Source organism: Pseudoxanthomonas sp., assembly GCF_051953815.1.
Classification (GTDB): Bacteria; Pseudomonadota; Gammaproteobacteria; order Xanthomonadales; family Xanthomonadaceae; genus Pseudoxanthomonas_A.
The window spans coordinates 36,254-58,761 of record NZ_JBQCIJ010000051.1 but is presented as its reverse complement, the minus strand read 5'-3'; the positions used below and the strand labels follow the sequence as shown (position 1 = coordinate 58,761).

22 protein-coding genes are annotated in these 22,508 nt (G+C 67.5%); 14 read left to right on the top strand and 8 right to left on the bottom strand.

The annotated features are described in order from the left end of the window. Window positions 1-109: 109 nt before the first annotated feature. Window positions 110-1,504, top strand: a complete 1,395-nt coding sequence (gene hisS, locus ACTHN1_RS16275; RefSeq protein ID WP_440471983.1) for a histidine--tRNA ligase — start codon at window positions 110-112, stop codon at window positions 1,502-1,504. A 325-nt stretch (window positions 1,505-1,829) separates the two neighbouring features. Here the strand turns inward: hisS and ACTHN1_RS16270 are convergent, their stop codons facing one another. Further along, window positions 1,830-3,641, bottom strand: coding sequence for a sensor domain-containing diguanylate cyclase (locus ACTHN1_RS16270; protein ID WP_440471982.1), 1,812 nt, complete (start codon window positions 3,639-3,641; stop codon window positions 1,830-1,832). A gap of 187 nt (window positions 3,642-3,828) precedes the next feature. Here ACTHN1_RS16270 and ACTHN1_RS16265 point away from each other — a divergent pair, with 187 nt between their 5' ends. The 10 genes from ACTHN1_RS16265 (at window position 3,829) to ACTHN1_RS16220 (ending at window position 13,031) form a co-directional block, all read left to right on the top strand. Further along, window positions 3,829-4,158: a YerC/YecD family TrpR-related protein gene (locus ACTHN1_RS16265; protein ID WP_440471981.1), complete on the top strand. Its 330-nt coding sequence runs from the start codon at window positions 3,829-3,831 to the stop codon at window positions 4,156-4,158. 10 nt (window positions 4,159-4,168) lie between these two features. Then, the gene (gene hisG, locus ACTHN1_RS16260) at window positions 4,169-5,083 is read left to right on the top strand and encodes an ATP phosphoribosyltransferase (protein ID WP_440471980.1); all 915 of its coding nucleotides are present in this window, start codon (window positions 4,169-4,171) and stop codon (window positions 5,081-5,083) included. Then, window positions 5,080-6,372 (top strand): histidinol dehydrogenase, encoded by a 1,293-nt coding sequence (gene hisD, locus ACTHN1_RS16255; RefSeq protein ID WP_440471979.1) that lies wholly within the window; start codon window positions 5,080-5,082, stop codon window positions 6,370-6,372. Before hisG ends, hisD begins: the two co-directional genes overlap by 4 nt. Next, window positions 6,369-7,478: a histidinol-phosphate transaminase gene (gene hisC / locus ACTHN1_RS16250; RefSeq protein WP_440471978.1), complete on the top strand. Its 1,110-nt coding sequence runs from the start codon at window positions 6,369-6,371 to the stop codon at window positions 7,476-7,478. The genes hisD and hisC overlap by 4 nt, the downstream gene beginning before the upstream one ends. Continuing rightward, on the top strand, window positions 7,475-8,548 hold the full coding sequence (hisB, locus tag ACTHN1_RS16245; RefSeq protein WP_440471977.1) for a bifunctional histidinol-phosphatase/imidazoleglycerol-phosphate dehydratase HisB: 1,074 nt from the start codon (window positions 7,475-7,477) through the stop codon (window positions 8,546-8,548). Before hisC ends, hisB begins: the two co-directional genes overlap by 4 nt. Continuing rightward, on the top strand, window positions 8,548-9,144 hold the full coding sequence (gene hisH, locus ACTHN1_RS16240) for an imidazole glycerol phosphate synthase subunit HisH (RefSeq protein WP_440471976.1): 597 nt from the start codon (window positions 8,548-8,550) through the stop codon (window positions 9,142-9,144). Before hisB ends, hisH begins: the two co-directional genes overlap by 1 nt. After that, window positions 9,144-9,908, top strand: a complete 765-nt coding sequence (hisA, locus tag ACTHN1_RS16235) for a 1-(5-phosphoribosyl)-5-[(5-phosphoribosylamino)methylideneamino]imidazole-4-carboxamide isomerase (protein ID WP_440471975.1) — start codon at window positions 9,144-9,146, stop codon at window positions 9,906-9,908. Before hisH ends, hisA begins: the two co-directional genes overlap by 1 nt. After that, entirely contained in the window at window positions 9,902-10,678 is a 777-nt protein-coding gene (hisF, locus tag ACTHN1_RS16230; RefSeq protein ID WP_440471974.1) for an imidazole glycerol phosphate synthase subunit HisF, read from the top strand. The genes hisA and hisF overlap by 7 nt, the downstream gene beginning before the upstream one ends. Continuing rightward, complete coding sequence (gene hisIE / locus ACTHN1_RS16225; RefSeq protein ID WP_440471973.1) at window positions 10,668-11,270, top strand: bifunctional phosphoribosyl-AMP cyclohydrolase/phosphoribosyl-ATP diphosphatase HisIE; 603 nt, start codon at window positions 10,668-10,670, stop codon at window positions 11,268-11,270. The genes hisF and hisIE overlap by 11 nt, the downstream gene beginning before the upstream one ends. 102 nt (window positions 11,271-11,372) lie before the next feature. Continuing rightward, entirely contained in the window at window positions 11,373-13,031 is a 1,659-nt protein-coding gene (locus ACTHN1_RS16220; protein ID WP_440471972.1) for a calcineurin-like phosphoesterase C-terminal domain-containing protein, read from the top strand. A gap of 48 nt (window positions 13,032-13,079) precedes the next feature. On the opposite strand, the gene ACTHN1_RS16215 is transcribed toward ACTHN1_RS16220, so the two are convergent. Then, window positions 13,080-13,832, bottom strand: coding sequence for a maleate cis-trans isomerase family protein (locus ACTHN1_RS16215; RefSeq protein WP_440471971.1), 753 nt, complete (start codon window positions 13,830-13,832; stop codon window positions 13,080-13,082). A 257-nt stretch (window positions 13,833-14,089) separates the two neighbouring features. Between ACTHN1_RS16215 and ACTHN1_RS16210 the strand changes: the two genes are divergently transcribed. Further along, window positions 14,090-14,725: a YbhB/YbcL family Raf kinase inhibitor-like protein gene (locus tag ACTHN1_RS16210; RefSeq protein ID WP_440471970.1), complete on the top strand. Its 636-nt coding sequence runs from the start codon at window positions 14,090-14,092 to the stop codon at window positions 14,723-14,725. Between the two features lie 3 nt (window positions 14,726-14,728). Then, window positions 14,729-15,616: a helix-turn-helix transcriptional regulator gene (locus ACTHN1_RS16205; RefSeq protein WP_440471969.1), complete on the top strand. Its 888-nt coding sequence runs from the start codon at window positions 14,729-14,731 to the stop codon at window positions 15,614-15,616. A gap of 211 nt (window positions 15,617-15,827) precedes the next feature. On the opposite strand, the gene mtnC is transcribed toward ACTHN1_RS16205, so the two are convergent. From mtnC to ACTHN1_RS16180, 5 genes are all read right to left on the bottom strand, one after another. Next, window positions 15,828-16,526 (bottom strand): acireductone synthase, encoded by a 699-nt coding sequence (mtnC, locus tag ACTHN1_RS16200; protein ID WP_440471968.1) that lies wholly within the window; start codon window positions 16,524-16,526, stop codon window positions 15,828-15,830. Between the two features lie 87 nt (window positions 16,527-16,613). Beyond that, window positions 16,614-17,174: a 1,2-dihydroxy-3-keto-5-methylthiopentene dioxygenase gene (locus ACTHN1_RS16195; protein ID WP_440471967.1), complete on the bottom strand. Its 561-nt coding sequence runs from the start codon at window positions 17,172-17,174 to the stop codon at window positions 16,614-16,616. A 100-nt stretch (window positions 17,175-17,274) separates the two neighbouring features. Continuing rightward, on the bottom strand, window positions 17,275-17,919 hold the full coding sequence (locus ACTHN1_RS16190) for a methylthioribulose 1-phosphate dehydratase (RefSeq protein WP_440471966.1): 645 nt from the start codon (window positions 17,917-17,919) through the stop codon (window positions 17,275-17,277). Between the two features lie 62 nt (window positions 17,920-17,981). Then, the gene (locus ACTHN1_RS16185) at window positions 17,982-19,406 is read right to left on the bottom strand and encodes an amino acid permease (protein WP_440471965.1); all 1,425 of its coding nucleotides are present in this window, start codon (window positions 19,404-19,406) and stop codon (window positions 17,982-17,984) included. 115 nt (window positions 19,407-19,521) lie between these two features. Continuing rightward, window positions 19,522-20,994, bottom strand: a complete 1,473-nt coding sequence (locus ACTHN1_RS16180; protein WP_440471964.1) for an amino acid permease — start codon at window positions 20,992-20,994, stop codon at window positions 19,522-19,524. 146 nt (window positions 20,995-21,140) lie between these two features. Here ACTHN1_RS16180 and ACTHN1_RS16175 point away from each other — a divergent pair, with 146 nt between their 5' ends. Then, window positions 21,141-21,728 carry an NUDIX hydrolase gene (locus ACTHN1_RS16175; protein WP_440471963.1) on the top strand — a complete coding sequence of 196 codons (588 nt, stop codon included), beginning with the start codon at window positions 21,141-21,143 and terminating at the stop codon, window positions 21,726-21,728. Between the two features lie 80 nt (window positions 21,729-21,808). On the opposite strand, the gene ACTHN1_RS16170 is transcribed toward ACTHN1_RS16175, so the two are convergent. Beyond that, on the bottom strand, window positions 21,809-22,492 hold the full coding sequence (locus ACTHN1_RS16170; RefSeq protein ID WP_440471962.1) for an HAD family hydrolase: 684 nt from the start codon (window positions 22,490-22,492) through the stop codon (window positions 21,809-21,811). Window positions 22,493-22,508: the final 16 nt, after the last annotated feature.

The window sequence follows — 22,508 nt, the reverse complement described above, 5'->3', positions numbered from 1 at the left end:
TATTCAGAGAGCCGGCGGTCGGCAACACTTTTTTGTGCGCCTGCCGGGTCGGGCCGTTCAGTCTTAGAATGACGGGCCTTCGTTTTCGCGTCCCCCCGGAGTTTTCAGCTTGATCAAGCCACGCACCCCGCCCGGAGTCATGGAACTGCTGCCGCGGGAGCAGATCGCCTTCCAGCGCATGCTGGACACCATCCGCCGCAACTACGAGCGCTTCGGCTTCCTGCCGGTGGAAACGCCGGTGTTCGAGTTGTCGGAAACCCTGCTGACCAAATCCGGTGGCGAGACCGAACGCCAGGTCTATTTCGTGCAGTCCACCGGCGCGCTGGCCAAGACCGAGGCGGGCTCCGCGGAAGGCTTGCCGGAACTGGCTTTGCGCTTCGACCTGACCGTGCCGCTGGCCCGCTACGTGGCCGAGCACGAGCACGAACTGACCTTCCCGTTCCGGCGTTACCAGATCCAGCGGGTCTATCGCGGCGAGCGGGCCCAGCGCGGCCGTTTCCGCGAGTTCTACCAGTGCGACATCGACGTGATCGGCAAGGATGCGCTGAGCATCCGCTTCGATGCCGAGATCCTGGCGGTGATCCACGCGGTCTTCAGCGACCTGGGTATCGGCAAGTTCACCATCCAGCTCAACAACCGCAAGCTGATGCGCGGCTTCTTCGAGGCGCAGGGCATCGCCGACGGCGAACGGCAGGCGCTGGTGCTGCGCGAAGTCGACAAGCTCGACAAGCGCGGCGCGGACTATGTCCGCGAGACGCTGGAAGGTCCGGAGTTCAACGTCCCGGCCGACGCGGTGGCGCGGATCCTGGACTTCGTCGCCATGCGTTCGACCAGCCACGCGGACGCGCTGGCCAAACTGGGAGCGCTGGGGCAGGGCAACGAGACGCTGGCCCAGGGCGTGGCCGAACTGCGCGAAGTACTGGAACTGGTGCATGCGCTGGGCGTTCCCGAAGCCGATTACTGCCTTAACTTCTCCATCGCCCGCGGCCTGGACTACTACACCGGCACCGTCTACGAGACCCAACTGGACGACTATCCGCAGATCGGCTCGATCTGCTCGGGTGGCCGCTACGAGGATCTGGCCAGCCACTACACCAAGTCCAAGCTCCCCGGCGTGGGCATCTCCATCGGCCTGACCCGTCTGTTCTGGCAGTTGCGCGAGGCCGGCCTGATCGCCGGCAGCGACGAGAGCAGCGTGCAGGCGATGGTGGCCCTGATGGATGACGGCGCGCTGGCCGATTCACTCGACATCGCCCGCCGCCTGCGGGCCGCCGGCATCAACACCGAAGTGCAGATGGAAGCGCGCAAACTGGCCAAGCAGTTCCAGTACGCCTCGCGTGCCGGCATCCGTTTCGTGGTGCTGGCGGGCGAGGACGAGCGCGCGCGCGGCGCGGTAACCGTGAAGGATCTGGTCCGCGAACAGCAGTTCGAGGTCAAGCGCGAGGAACTGGCCAGCAGCCTGAAAGTGGAGCTGGAACAGGCCCGCGCGCTGGCCGGGCGATAAAGCCGGCAGAGCGGAGCCTGCTCCGCCGCTTGGCCGGAATGTGGCAGGCTCCGGGCCGGGCAAGCTCGGCCCTGCCCCGTGCAGGTGGGCCTGCCGTGATGTTTGCCGGAAGGCGTGGGTAGCGGAAGCCAAGGGGCTTGCCCCGCGATTCGTTTCCCATCATCACTTGCCGTCATCCCGGCGAAAGCCGGGATCCACTTCCGCCGAAGAATGAACCCGCCGATTCGCCTCGCGCCTGGGTGGCGGGCAAGTCCGTGTGACGGTGCGAAAAGCGTCCCCATCCACCCTTTGGGCAGCTTCCCCCGCATCGGGGGAAGGTTCTGGCTTACAGCGTGCGGACGCAGTCGCGTCCTTCCGCCTTGGCGGTGTAGAGCGCCTGATCGGCGACCTGCAGCGCGGAGTCGATGCTGTTCTTGTGCGTGTCCACGCAATGGACGCCGATGCTGGCCGAGATCGGGATGTCCAGTTCGCCGCTGCGGCAGGGACGCTGGCGCAGGCGCTGGCGCAGTTCCTCCGCCACCGCGCTGGCTTCTTCCAGATTCATGTCGGGCAGGGCGGCGATGAATTCCTCGCCGCCGAAGCGCGCGACCAGCGCGCCATAGGGGCGCAGCGTCTCCGCCATCGTGTTCGAGGTCCAGCGCAGGCAATCATCGCCGACCAGGTGGCCGTAGGTGTCGTTGATGCGCTTGAAGTGATCCAGATCGATCATCAGCAGCGAGATCGGCTGCGCCGCGTTGCGCGCCTGCGAAAGCAGGTGTTCGAAGGCCTCGCGGAAATGGGCGCGGTTGTACAGCTCGGTGAGGCCGTCCAGCCGGCTGAACTCGCGCAGTCGCAGGTGCGCGGCCTCCAGCTGGTCAAGCGCGCTGCGCAGTTCGCCGGTGCGCTGTTCGACCTTGATTTCCAGCTGGTCGCGCGATTCGCGCACGATTCGTTCGTTTTCGTTGCGCAACGAGGCGTAGCGATAACCCAGCGCGACCGACAGCAGCAGCATTTCCAGGGCCGATCCGATCTGCACGCTGTACTCGGTGACGAAATTCTTGGGCAACGCGCCGAAGGCGACCATCGCCACCATCGCGATGCCGGCCAGGAACATCGACCAGGCCAGCAGGAACAGTTTGGCCGGCTTGTAGCCGCTGCGCATCGCCACCACCGCCTCGACCGCAATCCAGGCCACGCTCAGGATCACCGCGATCACCGCCAGCTGGGTGGACAGCCGGATCGGAATCCAGGTGGTGGCGATTCCCAGGATCACGAACAGCCCGATCATGGCCAGGCCGATGCGATCACCCAGCGGCCAGCGCCGGCTCAGGCCCAGGAAATTGCGCGCGAACTGCTGCATGCCGATCTGCGCGAGGCAGATGGACAGCGGCACGGATTTGTCCGCCAGCCATGGTGAATGCGGCCACAGGTATTCGAAGCCCAGCCCGTACAGGGTGAACAGCACCAGGCCGAACGCGCTGATGTGGAACAGATACCAGAAGTAGCTGGCATCACGCAGGGTCAGCCAGAGCACCAGGTTGTAGGTGAACAGCGCCAGCAGGATGCCGTAGTAGATGCCCATCGCGAACTGCGCATCGCGCGAGAGCTCGGCGAACGCGGTGGGCGAATACAGCGCCAGCGGCACCTGCATCGAACTCTGGCTCTCCACCCGCACGAACAGATCGGCGGGCTGCCCGGGTGGCAGGTCCAGTTGGAAATTCGGATGGCGATAGCGGACGCTGCGCCGCTCGAACGGCTGATGATCGCCTCCTACCTGATGGAACAGCCGACCATCGGGATGGCGCACATACACATCCAGCCGGTCGCTCAGCGCGTACTGTTGGACCAGCAGCCAGCGCGGCTCCTGCAGGTTGCGGTTGAGCAGGCGCACATGGAACCAGTAGGCGCCGGGCTGGAAACCGAACGAGGCATCGTCGCCGGGCAAGGGGCGGAAGCGGCCCGTCCGCTGGCTTGTCTCGATGGCAGCGAGCGTGGCCTGGCCGTCGACGTCGTGGAAATAGGTCGTATGCGCGGCGAGAGGGTAGGTGGCCGTATCGCCGGACATCACCAGCGGGTCCCGTGTCTGCGCCTGTGCGAACGCGCACAGCAGCCACAGCCCCGTCAGCAGCCAGCGAAACCCGCGAATGGCCTCCCTCATCCGGTTCCCTTCCCCGATTCTCGACACCCGCCCAGGCCGGCGGACCCGTCGCCAGTTTAACCATGCGACCCCGTCCGGCAGGGAGGGGCGGCGCTGGACTTGACGACCGCCGAGGGCTTCATTAATGTATTAACGCATTAATGCATTGATTGGCCGGCAACCGGCCTCAGACCCTGCCGGATTCCCGATGAAACGCCGCCCTGCCGCCTCCGACGACCCGAGTGAGAGCACCTCCCTGCAGGCGCTTTCCCAAGCCCTGGCCAGCCTGGGCGAGGCGGGACAGGTGCGGGCGTTCCTGGAAGACCTGTGCACGCCGGCCGAACTGGAAGCCATGGCGGATCGCTGGCGGGTGGTGCCGCTGCTGCTCAAGGGCGTCCCCTATCGCGAAATCCACGATCTGACCCAGGTCAGCGTCACCACCATCGGGCGAGTCGCCCGCACCCTGGAGCGGGGCACCGGCGGCTACGCCACCGCGTTCCAGCAGCAGCAACCGCGCGCCAACGGCGCCTCCCACTGAGTTTTCTCCCATGAGTCCCAGGGTTGTTCCCGCGACGCGCGATCGCCTGCGCATCGCCATCCAGAAAAGTGGCCGCCTGGCCGAGCCCGCGCGCGCGCTGCTGGCAGCCTGCGGCCTGAGCTGGCGCGAGAGCCGCGACAAGTTGTTCTGCTACGGCGAGTCGCTGCCGATCGATCTGCTGCTGGTGCGCGACGACGACATCCCCGGCCTGATCGCCGACGGCGTGTGCGACTTCGGCGTGGTCGGCCGCAACGAGCTCGACGAGCAGGCCGGCGAACGCGCGCGCATCGGCCTGGCGCCGGCCTACCAGGAATTGCGTCCGCTCGGTTTCGGCCAATGCCGGCTGATGCTGGCGGTGCCCGATACCTGGGAATGGCAGGGCCCGGCGCAACTGCAGGGGCTGCGCATCGCCACCAGCTATCCGGCAATCCTGTCGGCGTGGCTGCAGCGGCAGGGCGTGGAGGCCGGCGTGGTGGAACTGTCCGGTTCGGTCGAAATCGCGCCCCGCCTGGGTACCGCCGATCTGATCTGCGATCTGGTCTCCAGCGGCGCGACCCTCGCGGCCAACCAGCTCAAGCCGGTGGAAACGCTGCTGGACAGCGAGGCGGTGCTGGCCGGTCCGGTCCGCGAGTTCGAGGACGAACGCGCGGGCCTGGCGGCGATGCTGCTGCGCCGTGTCGATGGCGTGCTCAAACTCAAGGACAGCAAGCTGCTGATGTTCCGCGCCCACCGCGATACCGTGGCCGAGCTGTCGCGCCTGCTGCCGGACGCGGAGCCGCTGGTGCAGCTGCCCGCATCCGGCGATGGCCCGCTGTCGCTGCAGACCATGTGCCACGGCGCCATCACCTGGCAGCGGCTGGAGGAACTGGAACGCGCCGGCGCGCAGGGCTTGATGGTGCTGTCGGTCGAGAGGTCGCTGGCATGAATCGCCTGATCTGGTCACGGTTGGATCTTGAACAACGTGGCGCCGCGCTGCGCCGTCCGGTGCAGGCAGTCGCCCAGCGCACCCGCGACGCGGTCGCCGCGGTGCTGGCGGAAGTCCGTCAGCTCGGCGACGCGGCGCTGCGGGAGTTCACCAGCCGCTTCGACGGCGTGGCGCTGGATGATTTCGAAGTGGGGACGGCGGAATTCGCCGCCGCCGAGTCGGTGGTGGCGCCGGCGTTGAAGCAGGCGATGCAGGAAGCCGCCGCGCGCATCGAGGCGTTTCACCGCGCCGGCATGGCGCAGCCGTACGCGGTGGAAACCGCGCCCGGCGTGGTCTGCGAACGGATGATCCGGCCGATTCCCCGGGTCGGCCTGTACGTACCGGCCGGCAGCGCGCCGCTGCCCTCCACCGCCCTGATGCTGGGCGTGCCGGCACGGCTGGCCGGATGCCGCGAAGTGATCCTGTGCACGCCGCCGCGCGCGGATGGAAGCGCCGATCCCGCCGTGCTGGTGGCGGCGCGTCTCACCGGCGTGACCCGGGTGTTCAAGCTGGGCGGCGCGCAGGCGATTGCCGCGATGGCTTTCGGCACCGGCAGCGTGCCCCGTTGCGACAAGCTGTTCGGTCCCGGCAACAGCTACGTGACCGAGGCCAAGCAGCAGGTCGCGCAGGCGGGCGTAGCTGCCATCGACATGCCGGCCGGCCCGTCGGAAGTGCTGGTGATCGCCGACGCGGGCGCGGATCCCGCGTTCGTCGCCGCCGACCTGCTGTCGCAGGCCGAACACGGCCCGGATTCGCAGGTATTGCTGCTGTCGGATGCGCCCGCGCTGCTCGACCGCGTCGCCCGCGAACTGGATCGCCAGTTGGCCGCGCTGCCGCGCGCGGCGATTGCCCGCCAGGCACTGTCGGCATCGCGACTGATCGAGGTGGAGCGGCTGGACGACGCTTTCACCATCAGCAACGAATACGCGCCGGAGCACCTGATCCTGGCACTGCGCGAACCGCGCGCCTGGCTGGAACGGGTGGAGGCGGCGGGTTCGGTGTTCCTGGGCGACTACACGCCGGAAGCGCTGGGTGACTATTGCAGCGGCACCAACCACGTACTGCCGACGAGTGGCGCCGCGCGCGCCTACAGCGGGGTGAGCGTGGCCAGTTTCCAGAATTTCGTCAGCGTGCAGGCGGCCAGTCGCGCCGGCATCGGCCGCATCGGCGAATGCGCGTTGACCCTGGCGCGCGCCGAAGGCCTGGACGCGCACGCCAACGCGGTCGCGCTGCGACTGGAGGCGGCATGAACGGCTCGGCTCCGAATGTCGCGGATGCCGGCGTGCTTGCGTTGATCAGGCCGGATCTGCGCGGTTTTGGCGGCTACAAGTCCGCGCGGACCGAGGCGCTGCGGGGCGATGTGTGGCTCAACGCCAATGAATCGGCCTGGGCCAATCCCGCCGATGCGGATGCGGCCTGCCGGCGTTATCCGGACCCGCAGCCGGCCGCGCTGCGCGCGGCGCTGGCCGGCCTGTATGGCTGCGCGCCGGAGCAGTTGCTGATCGGACGGGGCAGCGACGAGGCAATCGATCTGCTGGTGCGCGCGCTGTGCGTGCCGGGGCGTGACGGCGTGGTGATCAGCTCGCCGGTGTTCGGCATGTATGCCGTTTCCGCGCGGCTCCAGGACGCTCCCCTGATCGATGTCCCGCTGCACGACACGGCTCAGGGGTTCCTGCCGGATCTCGATGCGCTCGCCCACGCGGCGCTGGCGGGTTCAGCGAAGCTGGTGTTCCTGTGCTCGCCGACCAATCCCACCGGCCACGCCTGCACGCTGGACGAAATCGCCGGCCTGGCCGGACGCCTGGCCGGTCGCGCCCTGCTGGTGGTGGACGAGGCTTACGTGGAATTCTCCGACGTGCCATCGGCGACGACGCTGCTGGCGCGCTGCCCGAACCTGGTGGTGCTGCGCACCCTGTCCAAGGCGCATGCGCTGGCGGCGGCGCGGATCGGCGTGGCGATCGCGGCGCCGGAACTGATCGCGGTGCTGCGCGCCTGCCAGGCGCCGTATCCGATTCCCGCGCCCTGCGCCGAACTGGCGCTGGCTGGCCTGGCCCCCGCGGCGCTGGCGCAGACCCGGCAGCGGGTGGCGCTGGTGCGCGGCGAACGCGAACGGATGCGCGAGGCACTGGCGATGCTGCCCGGCGTGCGTCGCGTCTATCCCTCGCAGGGCAACTACCTGCTGGTGCGGTTCGACGACGCCGATCGCGCATTCGCGGCGTTGCTGGCCACCGGCGTGGTGGTGCGCGACCAGCGTGCGGCGCCACAACTGGATGATGCGCTGCGGATCAGCATCGGCAGTCCGGAACAGAACGACCGGGTGCTGTCGGCGCTGGCGGTGCGGGAGGCGGCGGCATGACCCCGATTCTGTTCATCGACCGCGATGGCACGCTCATCGAGGAGCCGGCCGATTTCCAGATCGACGCCTACGAGAAGATCCGCTTCGTGCGCGACTGCATTCCGGCCCTGCTGAAACTGCGCGATGCGGGCTATCAGTTCGTCATCGTCAGCAACCAGGATGGACTGGGCGGCGAGGGCTATCCGCAGGCGTCCTTCGATGGCCCGAACGACCTGATGCTGCAGATCTTCGAGAGCCAGGGCATCCGCTTCCGCGAAGTGCTGATCGATCCGAGCTGGCCGGAAGAGAACCGGCCGACCCGCAAGCCCGGCATCGGTCTGGTCCTGCACTACCTGCAGGACCGCGACATTGACTGGGCGCGCTCGGGCATGGTCGGCGACCGGCCGACCGACCTGCAGTTCGCCGACAACCTGCGCATCCGTGGGTTCCAGTTGAAGACGCCGCAGTTCGGCGGCGAGTGGGACTGGCCATCGATTGCGCACGAACTGGCCGACGCACCGCGCCGGGCCAGCGTCCAGCGCAATACGAAGGAAACCCGGATCCGGGTGGACGTGGATCTGGATCGGGTGGCCGAGCCGGCCGTCCGCACGGGACTGCCGTTCTTCGACCACATGCTGGAGCAGATCGGAAAACACGGCGGTTTCGCGTTGGCGATCGATACTCAGGGCGATCTGCACATCGACGAGCACCACACGGTGGAGGACACCGGGCTGGCGCTGGGCCAGGCGTTGAAGCAGGCGCTGGGCGACAAGCGCGGCATCGGCCGCTACGGGTTCACCCTGCCGATGGACGAAACCCTGGCCAGCGCCGCGCTGGATTTCAGTGGCCGGCCGTATTTCGTGTTCGAGGGTGAATTCCGCCGCGAGCGCGTGGGCGATCTGCCGACCGAACTGGTGCCGCACTTCTTCCGTTCACTGTGCGACGCGGCCGGGCTCAACCTCAACCTGAGCGTGCGTGGCGACAACGACCATCACAAGGTGGAAGCCTGTTTCAAGGCGCTGGCGCGCGCACTGCGACAGGCGATCCGCCGCGAAGGCGCGGAACTGCCCTCGACCAAGGGAGCCCTGTGATGCGCGTGGCCCTGGTCGATGCCGGCGGCGCCAACATCGGTTCCGTCCGCTACGCGCTGGAGCGGCTCGGCGTGGACGCCATGTTGACCGCGGACGCGGCCGACATCCGCGCGGCGGATCGCGTGATCCTGCCCGGTGTCAGCACCGCCGCCACGGTGATGGGGCGGCTGCGCGAGCAGGGGCTGGTGGAGGTGCTGCGGCAACTGGAACAGCCGCTGCTGGGCGTCTGCGTGGGCATGCAGCTGCTGTTCGAGCATTCGGAGGAAGACGACACGCCCTGCCTGGGATTGCTGCCGGGGCGGGTGACGCGGCTGTCTCCCGCGCCGGGCATCCGGGTGCCGCACATGGGCTGGAACACGCTGGGCGAGCAACGCGCCTCCAGCCTGACCGCCGGTCTGGACGGTGGCCATGCCTACTTCGTGCACAGCTATGCGGCGCCGGTGGGCGCGGATTGCCTGATGAGCTGTGAACACGGCCAGTCGTTCGCCGCGGTCGTGCAGCGCGGCCACGTGGCCGGCGCGCAGTTCCATCCGGAACGCTCCGCCGATATCGGCGCGCGCTTGATCCGGAACTTCATCGAAACAGGATTGCAGTAATGGTCGCGGTATCGAAAGACACGCAGGCGCGGGATTTCCTGGCCTATCCGGCCATCGACATCCGCGATGGCCGGGTGGTGCGGCTGGCCCAGGGCGACTATGCGCGCGAGACCCGCTACGGCGACGACCCGCTGGCGATCATCCGTGGCTACGCGGAGCAGGGCGCGCAGTGGCTGCATCTGGTGGACCTGGATGCCGCGCGCGCCGGCGGCTACACCCTGGCGCCACTGCTGCGCGATATTTCCGCCACCACCGGCCTGCGGATCCAGACCGGCGGCGGCGTGCGCTCGCGCGACGATGTGGCCCGCCTGCTGGAGGCGGGCGCGGAGCGGGTGGTGATCGGATCGCTGGCGGTGCGCGAACCGGAGGCGGTGCTGGCTTGGCTGGCGGAGTTCGGCGCGGCGCGGATCACCGTGGCCCTGGACACGCGGCAGGACGCCGCCGGCGTGTGGCGCCTGCCCGTGCATGGCTGGACCGAGGACGCCGGCGCAACCCTGGATGAGCTGGCCGGCCGGTTCGAGCGCGCCGGGCTGGTTCACCTGCTCAGCACCGACATCGCCCGCGACGGCATGCTGTCCGGTCCCAATCTGGATCTCTACCGTCACCTGCGCGCCATCGCGCCGGGGCTGCGGGTGCAGGCGTCCGGCGGCGTGCGCGCGCTGGACGATATCGCCGCCGCGCGTGCGCAGGGCTGTGCGGGCATCGTGCTGGGGCGCGCGTTGCTGGAAGGCCGCTTCAGCGTGGCGGAGGCATTGGCATGCTGAGCCGGCGGATCATTCCGTGCCTGGACGTCCGCGACGGGCGCGTGGTCAAGGGCGTGCGCTTCCGCGACCACGTCGACATGGGCGACATCACCGAACTGGCGCTGCGCTATCGCGACGCCGGCGCGGATGAACTGGTGTTCTACGACATCGGCGCCAGCCCGGAAGGACGCTCGGTCGATTACACCTGGGTGGAACGGGTCTCGCGGCTGCTGGACATTCCGTTCTGCGTGGCCGGCGGCATCCGCGACGTCGATACCGCGCGACGGGTGCTGCATGCCGGCGCCGACAAGATTTCGATCAACACGCCGGCACTGGAACGTCCCGCGCTGATTGGCGAATTGGCCCGGGCGTTCGGCGTGCAATGCGTGGTGGTCGGCATCGACTCGGTGCGCGAGGACGACGGCGAATGGCGGGTGCGCCAGTACACCGGCGATCCTTCGCGCACGCGCGCGCTGTCGATCCGCACGCTGGACTGGGTGGCGCAGGCACAGCGCCTCGGCGCGGGCGAGATCGTGCTCAACTGCATGGACAGCGACGGCGTGCGGCGCGGCTACGACATCGAACAGCTGTCCGCCGTGCGCGCGATCTGCGAAGTGCCGCTGGTGGCCTCCGGCGGCGCCGGCGAGCCGGCGCATTTCGCCGATGTGTTCCAGCGCGCCGATGTCGATGGGGCGTTGGCCGCCAGCGTGTTCCACAGCGGCCGGATCGCCATTCCGGAACTGAAGCGTTTCCTGCGCGCGCAGGATATCGAGGTGCGTGATGCCGCTTGAACCGGATCAACTGGATTGGAACAAGGGCGATGGCCTGCTGCCGGCGATTGTCCAGGACGCGGCGACGTTGCGGGTGCTGATGCTGGGCTACATGAACCGCGCGGCGCTGGTCGAGACCCTGGCCAGCGGGAAGGTGACGTTCTACAGCCGCAGCAAGCAGCGCCTGTGGACGAAGGGCGAAAGCTCCGGCCACGTGCTGGAACTGCGTTCCATCGAGACAGACTGCGACAACGATACGCTGTTGATCCACGCGGTCCCCCACGGCCCGACCTGCCACCTGCAGCGCGCCAGCTGTTTCGCCGATGCGCCGGGATCGTTCCTGGCGGAACTGGACGCGCTGGTCGCGCGTCGCGAGCGCGAACGTCCCGCCGGCAGCTATACCACCCGGCTGTTCGAGGAAGGGGTGCGGCGGATCGCGCAGAAGGTGGGCGAGGAAGGGGTGGAGACGGCGCTGGCCGCGGTGGCGCAGGACGAGGCGGCCCTGCTGGGCGAAAGCGCCGATCTGCTCTACCACCTGCTGGTGCTGCTGCGCAGCCGCGGACTGGGCCTGGCCGAAGTGGAAGCCCTGCTGGCCGCGCGCCACGCCGGTTGAGGGCCGGGCTTCGACCCCGGGCAATCCCGGCTACCCCGTTGGGTCTCGGCGACCGATAATCGGCGGATTCGCCTGAAAGGCGCTGACGGGAATCCGCTGCCCATGTCGATGCGCGCATTGTGCCTGCCGCTGCTTGCCCTGTTGCTGTCCACCGGTGCGAACGCGCCGCTCCGCGCGCAGGCGACCGCGGCTAACGGCTCGCAGTCCCCTGCATCGTCCGCGGAACAGCAGCCCGCGACGGTGACGGGCATCGTCTACCTGGACCGCAACGGCAATGGTCGGCGCGACAGGACCGAACCCGGGCTGGCGGGCGTGAAGGTATCCAACGGCCGCGACGTCGTGGCCAGCGACGCGCAGGGGCGCTACGTGCTGTCGAATGACGCACGGATGACCGTATTCGTGATCAAGCCGGCCGGATACGCGGCGCCGACCGGCGCCAATGGCCTGCCGCGATTCTGGGAACAGATATTTCCCAAGGGATCACCTGCGTTGAAGTACGGCGGCATCCCCGCCGGCCCGGTTCCGGCTTCGCTGGACTTCGGCCTGCTGCCCGCGCCACGCCCGGCCCGCGATGCCGCGCTGAAGATGCTGGTGTTCGGCGATCCGCAACCGAAGAGCCGCACCGACGTGGACTACTACGACCGCGATATCGTGGCGCCATTGGTCGGCCGCCACGATGCGAAGCTGGGCCTGAGCGTGGGCGACATCGTCAGCGACGATCTGAGCCTGTATCCGGACATGAACCGGGTCACCGCGAAGCTGGGCGTCCCCTGGCTGCACGTCGCGGGGAACCATGATCTGGATTTCGACGCGGCGACCGACGAGGACTCGCTGCTGAGTTTCCGCAACGTCTATGGACCGGACTCCTACGCGTGGGAGGAACCGCAGGCCAGCTTCATCGTGCTGGACGACGTGGTCTATCGACCGGGCCAGAAGCCGGCCTATGTCGGTGGCCTGCGCGAGGAACAGTTCGAATTCCTGCGTGGCTATCTGGCGACGCTGCCGAAGGAACGGCGCGTGGTGATCGCCGCGCACATCCCGTTCTTCGATCCGGTGCCGGGCGTGGAGAGCTTCCGCCGCGCGGATCGCGAGCGGCTGTTCACCCTGCTGCGGGAACACACCCAGGTGCTGCTGATCAGCGCGCACACCCACAACCAGCGTCACTACCGGCACGGCGCGGCCGACGGTTGGCACGGAGCGCAACCGCTGCACGAATACAACGTGGGCGCGACCTGCGGGGCGTTCTGGTCGGGCACGAAGGATGCGCAGGGCATTCCCGACACCACGATGAGCGACGGCACGCCGAATGGTTACGCGTGGCTGACGATCGCGGCGGATGGCCGGTACGCGCTGCGCTATCGGGTCGCGCGCGCGAAAGACGATCCGGCCATCGGTCTGCATGCACCGAAGGTATTGCGCCAGGGCGCGTATCCGGCCTACGGCGTGTACGCCAATGTCTACATGGGCGACACCGATACCCGGGTGGAATACCGCGTCGACGGCGGCGAGTGGAAACCGATGCGGCGCGTGTTGCAGCCGGATCCGCGCCTGCTGGTGGAAAACATTGCCGACGATGCCGCCGACGCGCTGCGTGGCTACGACCGCTCGCCCGAAGCCGACATTTCCACCCACCTGTGGCGTGGCGCGCTGCCCACCGACCTGGCGATGGGCGAGCACCGGGTCGAGGTGCGGGCGCTCGATCGTTGGCAGGGCGAGCAGCGCGCGGCCACGACCTACCGGCTCGATGAGGCGCAGCCATAGCGAAGGGGAAGCGGGTTCCGCCCGCCCGTCTGCCGCCAGATCCTCCGGTCAGAATTTTCCGGAAAGAAGATACCCGGCATCCGGTACCTGCGCGGGCAGCCGCAGGGTCTTGAGAATCTGATGGACGGTGGCGACGGCGGCCGAGAGCACCGGCTTTCCCAATGCGTCTTCGACGCGCTGGATGGCTGGCAGCGAAGGCATCTGCACGCAGGCCGACAGGACCACTGCGTCCGCTTCGCGGGTGTCGAGTCGTTTGACGTGTTCAAGCAAGCTCATCGGGTCGATTCGCCCGACTGCTAGATTGTCGGAAACCTCCAGGCTGACGGCGTCCGTCACGCGGATGGATTCACTTTCGATGTATGTCGCGACCTGTTGCGTCAATGGCTTCATGTACGGTGTCAGGATCGCCACCTTGCCGAACCCCATGGCCTTGATGCCGTCGCACAACGCGCCGGCGGAACTGATGACCGGCGCGGGCGCCTGATTGTCGCCGGTGATCCTGGCGAGGCGCCGTTCGGATTGGCGATGGTAGCCCGGTCCCTGGCACATGATCGCCACCAGGCAGGCGTAGGCCAGCACATCACAGCGCGCGTCGCTCAATTCCCGCGCGCATCGGTCGCTTTGCTGATCCATCGCCGTCAGTTCGTCGCGGGTAACGTGCATCATGCGCATGCGCGCGGCATGGAACGTGAAGCGCTCTTCCGGGAGCAAGCGTTGTCTTGCATTCAACATGGCCGGGATTTCAGTTTCCATGGTGGTGTTGGAACTCGGCACGATCTGGCCGATGCGATAGGTTTTCATGGTGTCGTCCAAGGTGAGAGGGCATGGAGGCACTTGCGGCCAGCACAGGGGCCGAAAGCAGCGTCGCGCTTGTCGCGCCGTGCTGGAATCTATCGCCGGTTGAGCTGAAGACAATCCATATGCAGTCAGATTGAACGTATTTGGAATAAAATTGATTGGATTTGGTAATTTTGTGTCCCGGGGTGCTCCTAGAATTCCCAACGTGGCGCGGGCTTGCGTCGCGTCGCCTTTCTTCAACACACAGGACAACACCCCACATGAAACTCTTCAGCCACAGCTTCCAGGACGGGCAGGTCATTCCCGGCGAATTCGCTTTCGCGGTGCCCGACGCTGCCGCGCACATTGCGCTGTCGTCGAACCGGAATCCCCACCTTGCGTGGTCCGATGTTCCCGCGGATACCCGGTCATTCGTCATCGTCTGCCATGACCCCGATGTGCCGAGCCGGGGCGACGATGTGAACCAGAAAGGTCGCGAAGTGCCCGCCGAACTGCCCCGCGTCGATTTCTTCCACTGGCTGCTGCTCGATGTTCCCGCGAGCACCACACAGATCGCCGCCGGTTCGCATTCGAACGGCGTGACGCCGCGTGGAAAGCCCGGCCCCGCCACCGTCGATGGTGGGCGCCACGGGCTCAATGACTACACCGGCTGGTTCGCGGACGATGCCCAGATGAAGGGGGAATACCATGGCTATGACGGCCCGTGCCCGCCCTGGAACGACACGCTGGTTCACCGCTATGTCTTCACGATCTACGCACTGGCCACGCCCGAACTCGTCGTTGACGGACCGCTGACCGGTACCAACGTATGTGCCGCGCTGGCCGCCGCACCGGTGCTGGCGCAGGCGAGCCTGACCGGCCTCTATGGCCTCAATCCGTCCGTGCCTCTCGGTTGACCCGTGAGCAGGCGCAACATCGCCGCACCGCGATCACGCCCCGCTTCCCTGTCCATGGAAGCGGGGCGTGGCGCGCAATGGTCATTGCCCTCCGGCGCACCGGTGCTGCGGCGCGGCCTGTGCAGTCTTGCGCAACCCTCTCTGACGCAGGTCCAGCACACACCGCGATTCCTGTTCCATGAGGCGACCATGCTCCTGGTGGCCTCCGGACGGCTCGATCTGGACGACGGGACAAATCCGGTATCGGTGGGACCAGGCACGTCGCTGCTGCTGGTCGAGCCGGAGACATGCGCCGATCTGCTCAAGACGCCGGATGGTCCGGAGCAGCGTTTCCGCTCGCTCTTCCTGACGCTTTCGGCAACGCTTCTGGAAGCGTTTCATCGCGCTCATCCCTCCAGTCCACCGGGCAACGGCGATCCGGCGCCATATCGGCAGGTGCCGCTGGACGAGGACCTGGAATCGACATTTCGATGGGTGCTGGAGAGTGTGGAAGCCAGACCGGCGAGCGACGAACGGCTCCAGTACCGGTTGATGGATCTTCTTCTGGCCCTGGCCGAGCGTGGGCATGCCTTCAGGAATGCGGGGCAGGGCGGAACCGCCGGGCGCCTGCGCACGTTGTTGGGCGAAGCGCCGGACCGGCATTGGACGGCGAACGAGGCGGGGCGCGCGCTGGCGATGAGCGAAGCCACGTTGCGTCGCCGCCTGGCCGGAGAAAACGTGCGCTTCGAGGACCTGTTGGCCGGCATCCGGATGAACCACGCCATGATGCTGCTCCAGACAACGTCGTGGAGCATCCCGCGTATTGCGTTGGCTTGCGGATACCAGTCGCGCGCGCGATTCGCCGATCGGTTCCGCGCACGCTTCGGCTATCTGCCATCCGCCGTTCGCTGACGGCGACTGGCGGCGGATCCATCCGGCAAGGCCCGCGACGGGCGCCGCGCTGAAACGAAAAACGCCCCGGAGAGGGGCGTCATCGGATCCCGGCTGGCTGGCGGAAGCGGGCTGGCGGGATGTGCTGGCGAGCGCAGGCTGGCTGGCAACGGCGCGCAGTCTACCGGCTGCCGTCAGTGAACGAGGAAATGCGAATCGCTCGCAACAAAACTCAGTGCGGCAGTTCGATGGCGTCGAACGCGACCGCGCGGGGATGTCCGTGCGCGGCGTCGTCCCGCCGCGGCTGCGGGTAGTCCTGTGGCCGATCAATCAGCTGCGTGCGCATGCCGGCTTCGCGCGCGGCGTCCAGTTCCTCGACGATGTCGGACAGGAACAGGATTTCGCCGGCGGGCGCGCCGATCTGTTCGGCGATGCGGCGATAGCTGTCGGCCTCGCGCTTGCCGCCGACCTCGGTGTCGAACCAGCCGGAGAACAGCGGGGTCAGGTCGCCCGCGTCGCTGTGGCCGAAGAACAGCTTCTGCGCCGGCACCGAACCGGAGGAATAGACGTACAGCGAGTAGCCCTGTTCGTACCACTGCTTCAGGGCGGGCGCCGCATCCGGGTAGATGTGCGCGGTGAAGTCCGCGTCGCGGTAGCCGGCGTCCCAGATCATGCCCTGCAGGGCCTTCAGCGCGGTGTGCTTGCGATCCTGATCGATCCAGCCCTGCAGTGTCTCGACGATGACGTCGTCACTGCAGACCGCGCCATGTTCGGTGGCGACCACGTCCAGCCAGCGGCGCACTTCCGGTTCCTGGCCGTGCTCGCGGACGAAGCCGGGCAGGGCGCGGCGGGCATAGGGGAACAACACGTCCTTGACGAACGAGATGCTGCTGGTGGTGCCTTCGATATCGGTCAGGATGGCGCGGAGCATGGGGAATGGCGGGTTCGGGAAGACGGGGAACGAATGAAGAACGGCACCGGATCGCGCATGGCGCCCGGTGCCGCGCGGCGGTGCCGCTTACTCGGGCCGGGTCGGGCCGTGGTAGCGCGGGAACTGCTGCGCGATGGTGGTGCCGGTGAAATGACCGACCCAGCCATCCGGCTCGGTGAAGAAGCGGATGGCGACGAAATGCGGTTCCGGTCCCATGTCGAACCAGTGCAGGGTGCTGTCCGGCACGGCGATCAGATCGTCCTGGACGCACTCCACCTCGTAGACCTTGTCGTCCACGTGCAGGGTGAACAGGCCGGAGCCGGCGACGAAGAAACGCACTTCGTCTTCCTTGTGATAGTGCTCGTCGAGGAACTTGGCGCGCATTTCCTCGCGCTTGGGGTTGTCCGGCGCGATGCTGACCACGTCCACGGTCTTGAAGCCGCGCTCGGCGACCAGCCGGTCGATGTCGGCGCGATAGGCGTCCATCACGGCCTCCGGTGCCGCGCCGGGCTGGATTGGCTGGTTGGCCTTCCAGCGCTCGAAGGTCACGCCGATCTTCTGCAGTTCGGTGGCGATGAAGTCGGGGTCGTAGCTGGCGAACTCCGGGGTGACCGGATCGCTTTCATGGAAGATGCGGAGGCGGCTCATGGCTATATGGCTCGACGCGTGGGGAAGGCAAGGTTAGCAGGCGTCCGGTTCCGGTCCAGTTACCTGGCCGGAGCGCGGACGCGGGCCGGGTTATCAGCGCTCAGCGCCGGCAACCCAGCTTGCGCAATTCCAGTTCGCAGTGGAACAGGAACTCGAAGGCTTCCAGGTGGCGGCGCGCCTCGGCCATGTCGCGGCCCCAGGCGTACAGGCCGTGGCCGTCGATCAGGTAGCCCCACAGCGGCTGCTGGTCCAGCAGCGCGTCCACCTGCGCGGCCAGGGTCGGCATGTCCTGGGTGTTGCTGAACACCGGCACCTGGATTTCGGTCTCGTGGGTGGTGTTGCCATGGAAGGCCTTGAGCAGTTCGTAGCCTTCCAGCCGGATGTGGCCGACGCCCGCGTACAGCCGCGAAGCGATGGTCTGGACCGGGGAATGGGTATGCAGCACGCAGCCGATGTCCGGGAAGCGGCGGTACAACTGGGTGTGCAGCAGGGTTTCGGCGGAGGGACGGTGGTCGCTGCCGACCGCCTTGCCGTCGAAGTCGACGACCATGATGTCGCCTTCCACCAGCCGGCCCTTGTCGCGCCCGGAGACGGTGATCGCGGCATGGCGATCGTCCAGGCGGTGCGAGAAGTTGCTGCTGGTGGCGGGGGTCCAGCCGGCCTGCGAAAGCTCGCGGATGTTGTCGATCAGCAGGCGGGCGAGTTCGCCCAGGCGGGCGGCGTCATAGGGCAGGGGGGCGTTCATGGCCCCATTTTAACGCCTGCCGCCGCCGTCGGGCGGGCAGGCGCGGGTTTCCGCGGCGCGCCTCAGCGGCGTAGTTTGCTGTGGCGGTGGCCGTACAGGAAGTAGATCACGAAGCCGACCACCGTCCAGACCGCCATGAGGAACCAGTTGTGCGCGGTCATGGTGGACAGCAGCGCCAGGCAGCAGAAGATGCCCAGGGTGCAGATCAGCCAGGCGGCCGGAATCCGGAACGGGCGCGGCAGGTCGGGCTGGGTACGGCGCAGGATCAGCACGCCGGCGCAGACGGCGGCGAAGGCGATCAGGGTGCCCATCGAGGTCAGCTCGCCCAGCACGTCGAGCGGGAACAGCGCCGCCAGCAGGGCGATGCCGATACCGGTGATGACGGTATTGATGTGCGGGGTGCGGTACTCGGGATGGATCTTGGTGAACACCGGCGGCAGCAGGCCGTCGCGGGCCATGATCATGAAGATGCGCGGCTGGCCGATGATCATCACCAGCACCACCGACGACAGGCCGACCAGCGCGCCGATTTCCACCACCACGCGCAGCCAGCCCAGTTGCGGATGCGCCGCCACCGCGGTGACCACCGGTTCGTCGGTGCCCAGCAGGGTATAGGGCACCAGGCCGGTCATGACCGCGGCCATCGCGATGTAGAGCACGGTGCAGATGGCCAGCGACAGCAGCATGCCGATGGGCATGTCGCGCTGCGGGCGATGCGATTCCTGCGCGGCCACCGAGACCGCCTCGAAACCGATGTAGGCGAAGAACACCATCGAGGCGCCGCGCAGCACGCCTTCCCAACCGAACTTGCCCGGGCCCTCGTTGGCCGGGATGAAGGGCTGCCAGTTGGCCGGATCCACGTATTTCCAGCCCACCGCGATGACCAGCACGATCAGGCCGCTCTTGAGCAGCACCATCGCCATGTTCATCGCCGAGGACTTGCGGATGCCGATGTAGCAGACCCAGGTCAGCAGCAGCACGATGGCGGCGGCGGGCAGGTTGGCGATGGCGCCGGTGGGTTGCAGTTTCGCGTCCAGCGGCGCGCTCACCAGCGCCGCCGGCAGATGGATGTTGAAATGATCCAGCAGGCTCAGGAAGTACCCGGTCCAGCTGACCGCCACCGCCGAGGCGGAGACGCCGTATTCCAGCACCAGCATCCAGCCGATGAACCAGGCCGACAGTTCGCCCAGGGTGGCGTAGGTATAGGTGTAGGCGCTGCCCGACACCGGCACCATCGCCGCGAACTCGGCATAGGCCAGCGCGCAGAAGGTGCAGCAGATGGCCGCCAGCACGAAGCTCAGCATGATCGCCGGGCCGGCGTGATTGGCCGCGGCCTGTCCGGTGATGACGAAGATGCCGCCGCCGATCACCGCACCGATGCCCAGGGCGGTCAGGCCCCATGGGCCGAGGGTGCGGTGCAGGCTCAGCCCTTCGGCGTCGCTGTGGCTGGCATGGGGGTGCTTGGTGGCCCAGAGTTGTCCGAACATCAATCCACTTCCAATCGTCGTTCTTCATCAAGACGTACGGGCAGGCGATTTCCCGGCCATCGTCTCGATGCGTGCATAAAAAAGGCCGGCGCCGTGCGCCGGCCCGTTCGGGCCCTCAGGCCTTCTGCCGCAGTTTGCTGTGGTGGTAGCCGTAGCTGAAATAGATCAGCAGGCCGAACACCGTCCAGCCGACGAAGATCGGCCAGTGCTCCATGAAGGGCTGCCAGAACAGGTAGAGGCAGGCGGCCGCGCCCACCGGGCAGATCACGATCGCCAGCGGAACGCGGAACGGCCGCGGCAGTTCGGGGCGGGTGAAGCGCAGCACCAGCACGCCGATGCAGACGGTGGCGAAGGCGAGCAGGGTTCCCATCGACACCAGTTCGCCCAGCACGTTGAGCGGCATGAGGCCGGCCAGCACGGCGGCGAGCACGCCGACGATGATGGTGCCGACGTAGGGGGTGCGGAACTTCGGATGGACCTTGCCGAACAGCTTCGGCATCAGGCCGTCCTTGGACATGCTGTAGAAGATGCGCGGCTGCGCCATCAGCATGACCAGGATCACCGAGGACAGGCCGGCGATGGCGCCGATTTCCACGGCGGTCTTCAGCCAGGACAGCGCCGGATAGGCCTCCAGCGCGGTCGCCACCGGCTTGGGCGTGCCCAGCAGGCTGTAGTGGGTCATGCCGGTGAGCACCGCGCAGACCACGATGTAGATGATCGTGCAGATGGCCAGCGAACCGAGGATGCCGATCGGCATGTCGCGCTGCGGATTCTTGGCCTCGCCGGCGGCGGTGGAGACCGCGTCGAAACCGATGTAGGCGAAGAACACGATCGCCGCCGCGCGGGTCACGCCTTCGAAACCGAACTTGCCGGGGCCTTCGTTCGGCGGAATGAACGGCGTCCAGTTGGCCGGATCGATGTGCTGCAGACCGAAGCCGACGAACAGGCAGATGACGGTGACCTTGATCGCCACCACGATCGCGTTGACGAACGCGGACTGGGTGATGCCGACGTAGCACAGGCCGCTGATGGCGGCGACGATCAGGATGGCCGGCAGGTTGAACAGGCTGCCGGTGGAGACGAAGTCGGTGCCGTTCCAGTCGATCGGCGCCTGGGTGAGCTGCATCGGGAACGGCAGGTGCAGCGTGGTGGTGAGGAAGCTGACCAGATAACCCGACCAGCCCACCGCGACGGTGGAGGAGGCGAACAGGTACTCCAGTACCAGGCACCAGCCGATGAACCAGGCGACGAACTCGCCCAGGGTGGCGTATGAATACGAATAGGCGCTGCCCGATACTGGCATCAGCGCGGCGAACTCGGCGTAGCACAGGCCGGCCAGGGCACAGGCGAAACCGGCCAGCACGAAGCTCAGCATGATCGCGGGGCCGGCGTGGTTGGCGGCCGCCTGGCCGGTGAGCACGAAGATGCCGGCGCCGATGACCGCGCCGACGCCCAGCATGGTCAGGTGCTTCGCTGTCAGGGTCCGTTTGAGGGTGGCCTCGCCATCGAGGCTGCCTTCGAAGGGTTCACCGGCATCCACATGGCCGGCCGGTTCGACCGGCTTGACCCTGAACAGAGATTTGAGCATTCGCGACTTCCCCGGAGTTGGCGACCGGTCTTGGCCGGTGCCTGTCATTTGGCGGTCACGGGTGTGTGGGTCACCCGCACGGAAGCGCCGTACCTTGCCAAACCGGGCGGGGGATCACAAGCGCGGATGCAGCACGGGGAGGGATAATGCGAGCGAGCATCATTCCCCGCATAACTGAACAGGGCGACCGCGTGTTTGAATCACCGTTGATGGAACAATTGCAGGCCTATCGGGCGCGCTGGCCGGAGGAGGCCGCGACCGTGGATGACTTCCTGGAACTGCTGGCAGACTCGCGAAACCCGTTCCTGCGCGAACGGCTGGAAGGGCATTTCACCGGCGGCGCCTGGCTGGTCAGCGCCGACGGCCGGCGCATCCTGCTGACCCATCACCGCAAGCTGGCGCGCTGGCTGCAACTGGGCGGCCACGCCGATGGCGACACCGACATGGGCCAGGTGGCGCTGAAGGAAGCCGAGGAGGAATCCGGGCTGCCGGACCTGCGGCTGGAGGAGCCGGCGATCTTCGATCTGGACCGGCACTGGATTCCGGAACGCAAGGACGTGCCCGGACACTGGCACTACGACGTCCGCTACGTGATCCGCGCCGGCGCGGACGAACGCTACGTGGTCAGCGAGGAGTCGCTGGATCTGGCCTGGCGCGAGATCGCCCCCATCGCCGAGGAGGACGACGAGTCCCTGGGCCGCATGGCGCGCAAATGGCTGGCCAGGCAGCCGTAGGGTGAATCCGGGAGCCCGAGGCGGCGGCGCACCGAAACGCGCCGGCCAATGATGCCGACACGCCCGACGCGCGCCGCGCGTCAACTGCGGGCGACCACTTCGTCGATGTGGCGCAGCAGATCGGCCGGATCCTCGTACACCCGGAACGCGCCCGAGCGCTCCAGTTCCTCCTGGCCGTAACCACCTGACAGCAGGCCGATGCCGAGCGCCCGCGCGCGCTGCGCGGCCAGCATGTCCCAGATGCTGTCGCCGATCACCAGCGAGCGGGTGATGTCCACGCCCAGCCGGTCGGCGGCGGCGATGAACAGATCCGGATCCGGCTTGGCGTGGCGCACCAGGTCGCGGGTGATCACCGGCACCTGCGCCGGGTCCACGCCGAGCGCGTGCAGGTTGTGCGCGGCGGTCTCCATCCGGCCGCTGGTGGCGATGCCCCAGGGAATGCCCTGCTCGGTCAGGAACGCCAGCAATTCGCGCGCGCCCGGCAAGGGCTGCACCGCGCGCTGCTCCGACTGCCGCGAGTAGGCCTGGGCGTGCCAGCGGCGCAGGCGATCCAGCCGTTCCTCGGTGATGTCCATCCCGGTCTCGCGCAGCAGGATGTGGGTGAACAGCCCGCCGCTCATGCCTATCTTGCGATGGATGCGCCATACCGACAGGTTCACGCCTTCGCGGTCGAGGGCTTCCTTCCAGGCCAGCACGTGCTGGTAGACGCTGTCCACCAGCGTGCCGTCGAGGTCGAACAGGAATGCGGTATCGGCGCGGGGCATGGTTTTCTCCTCCGGA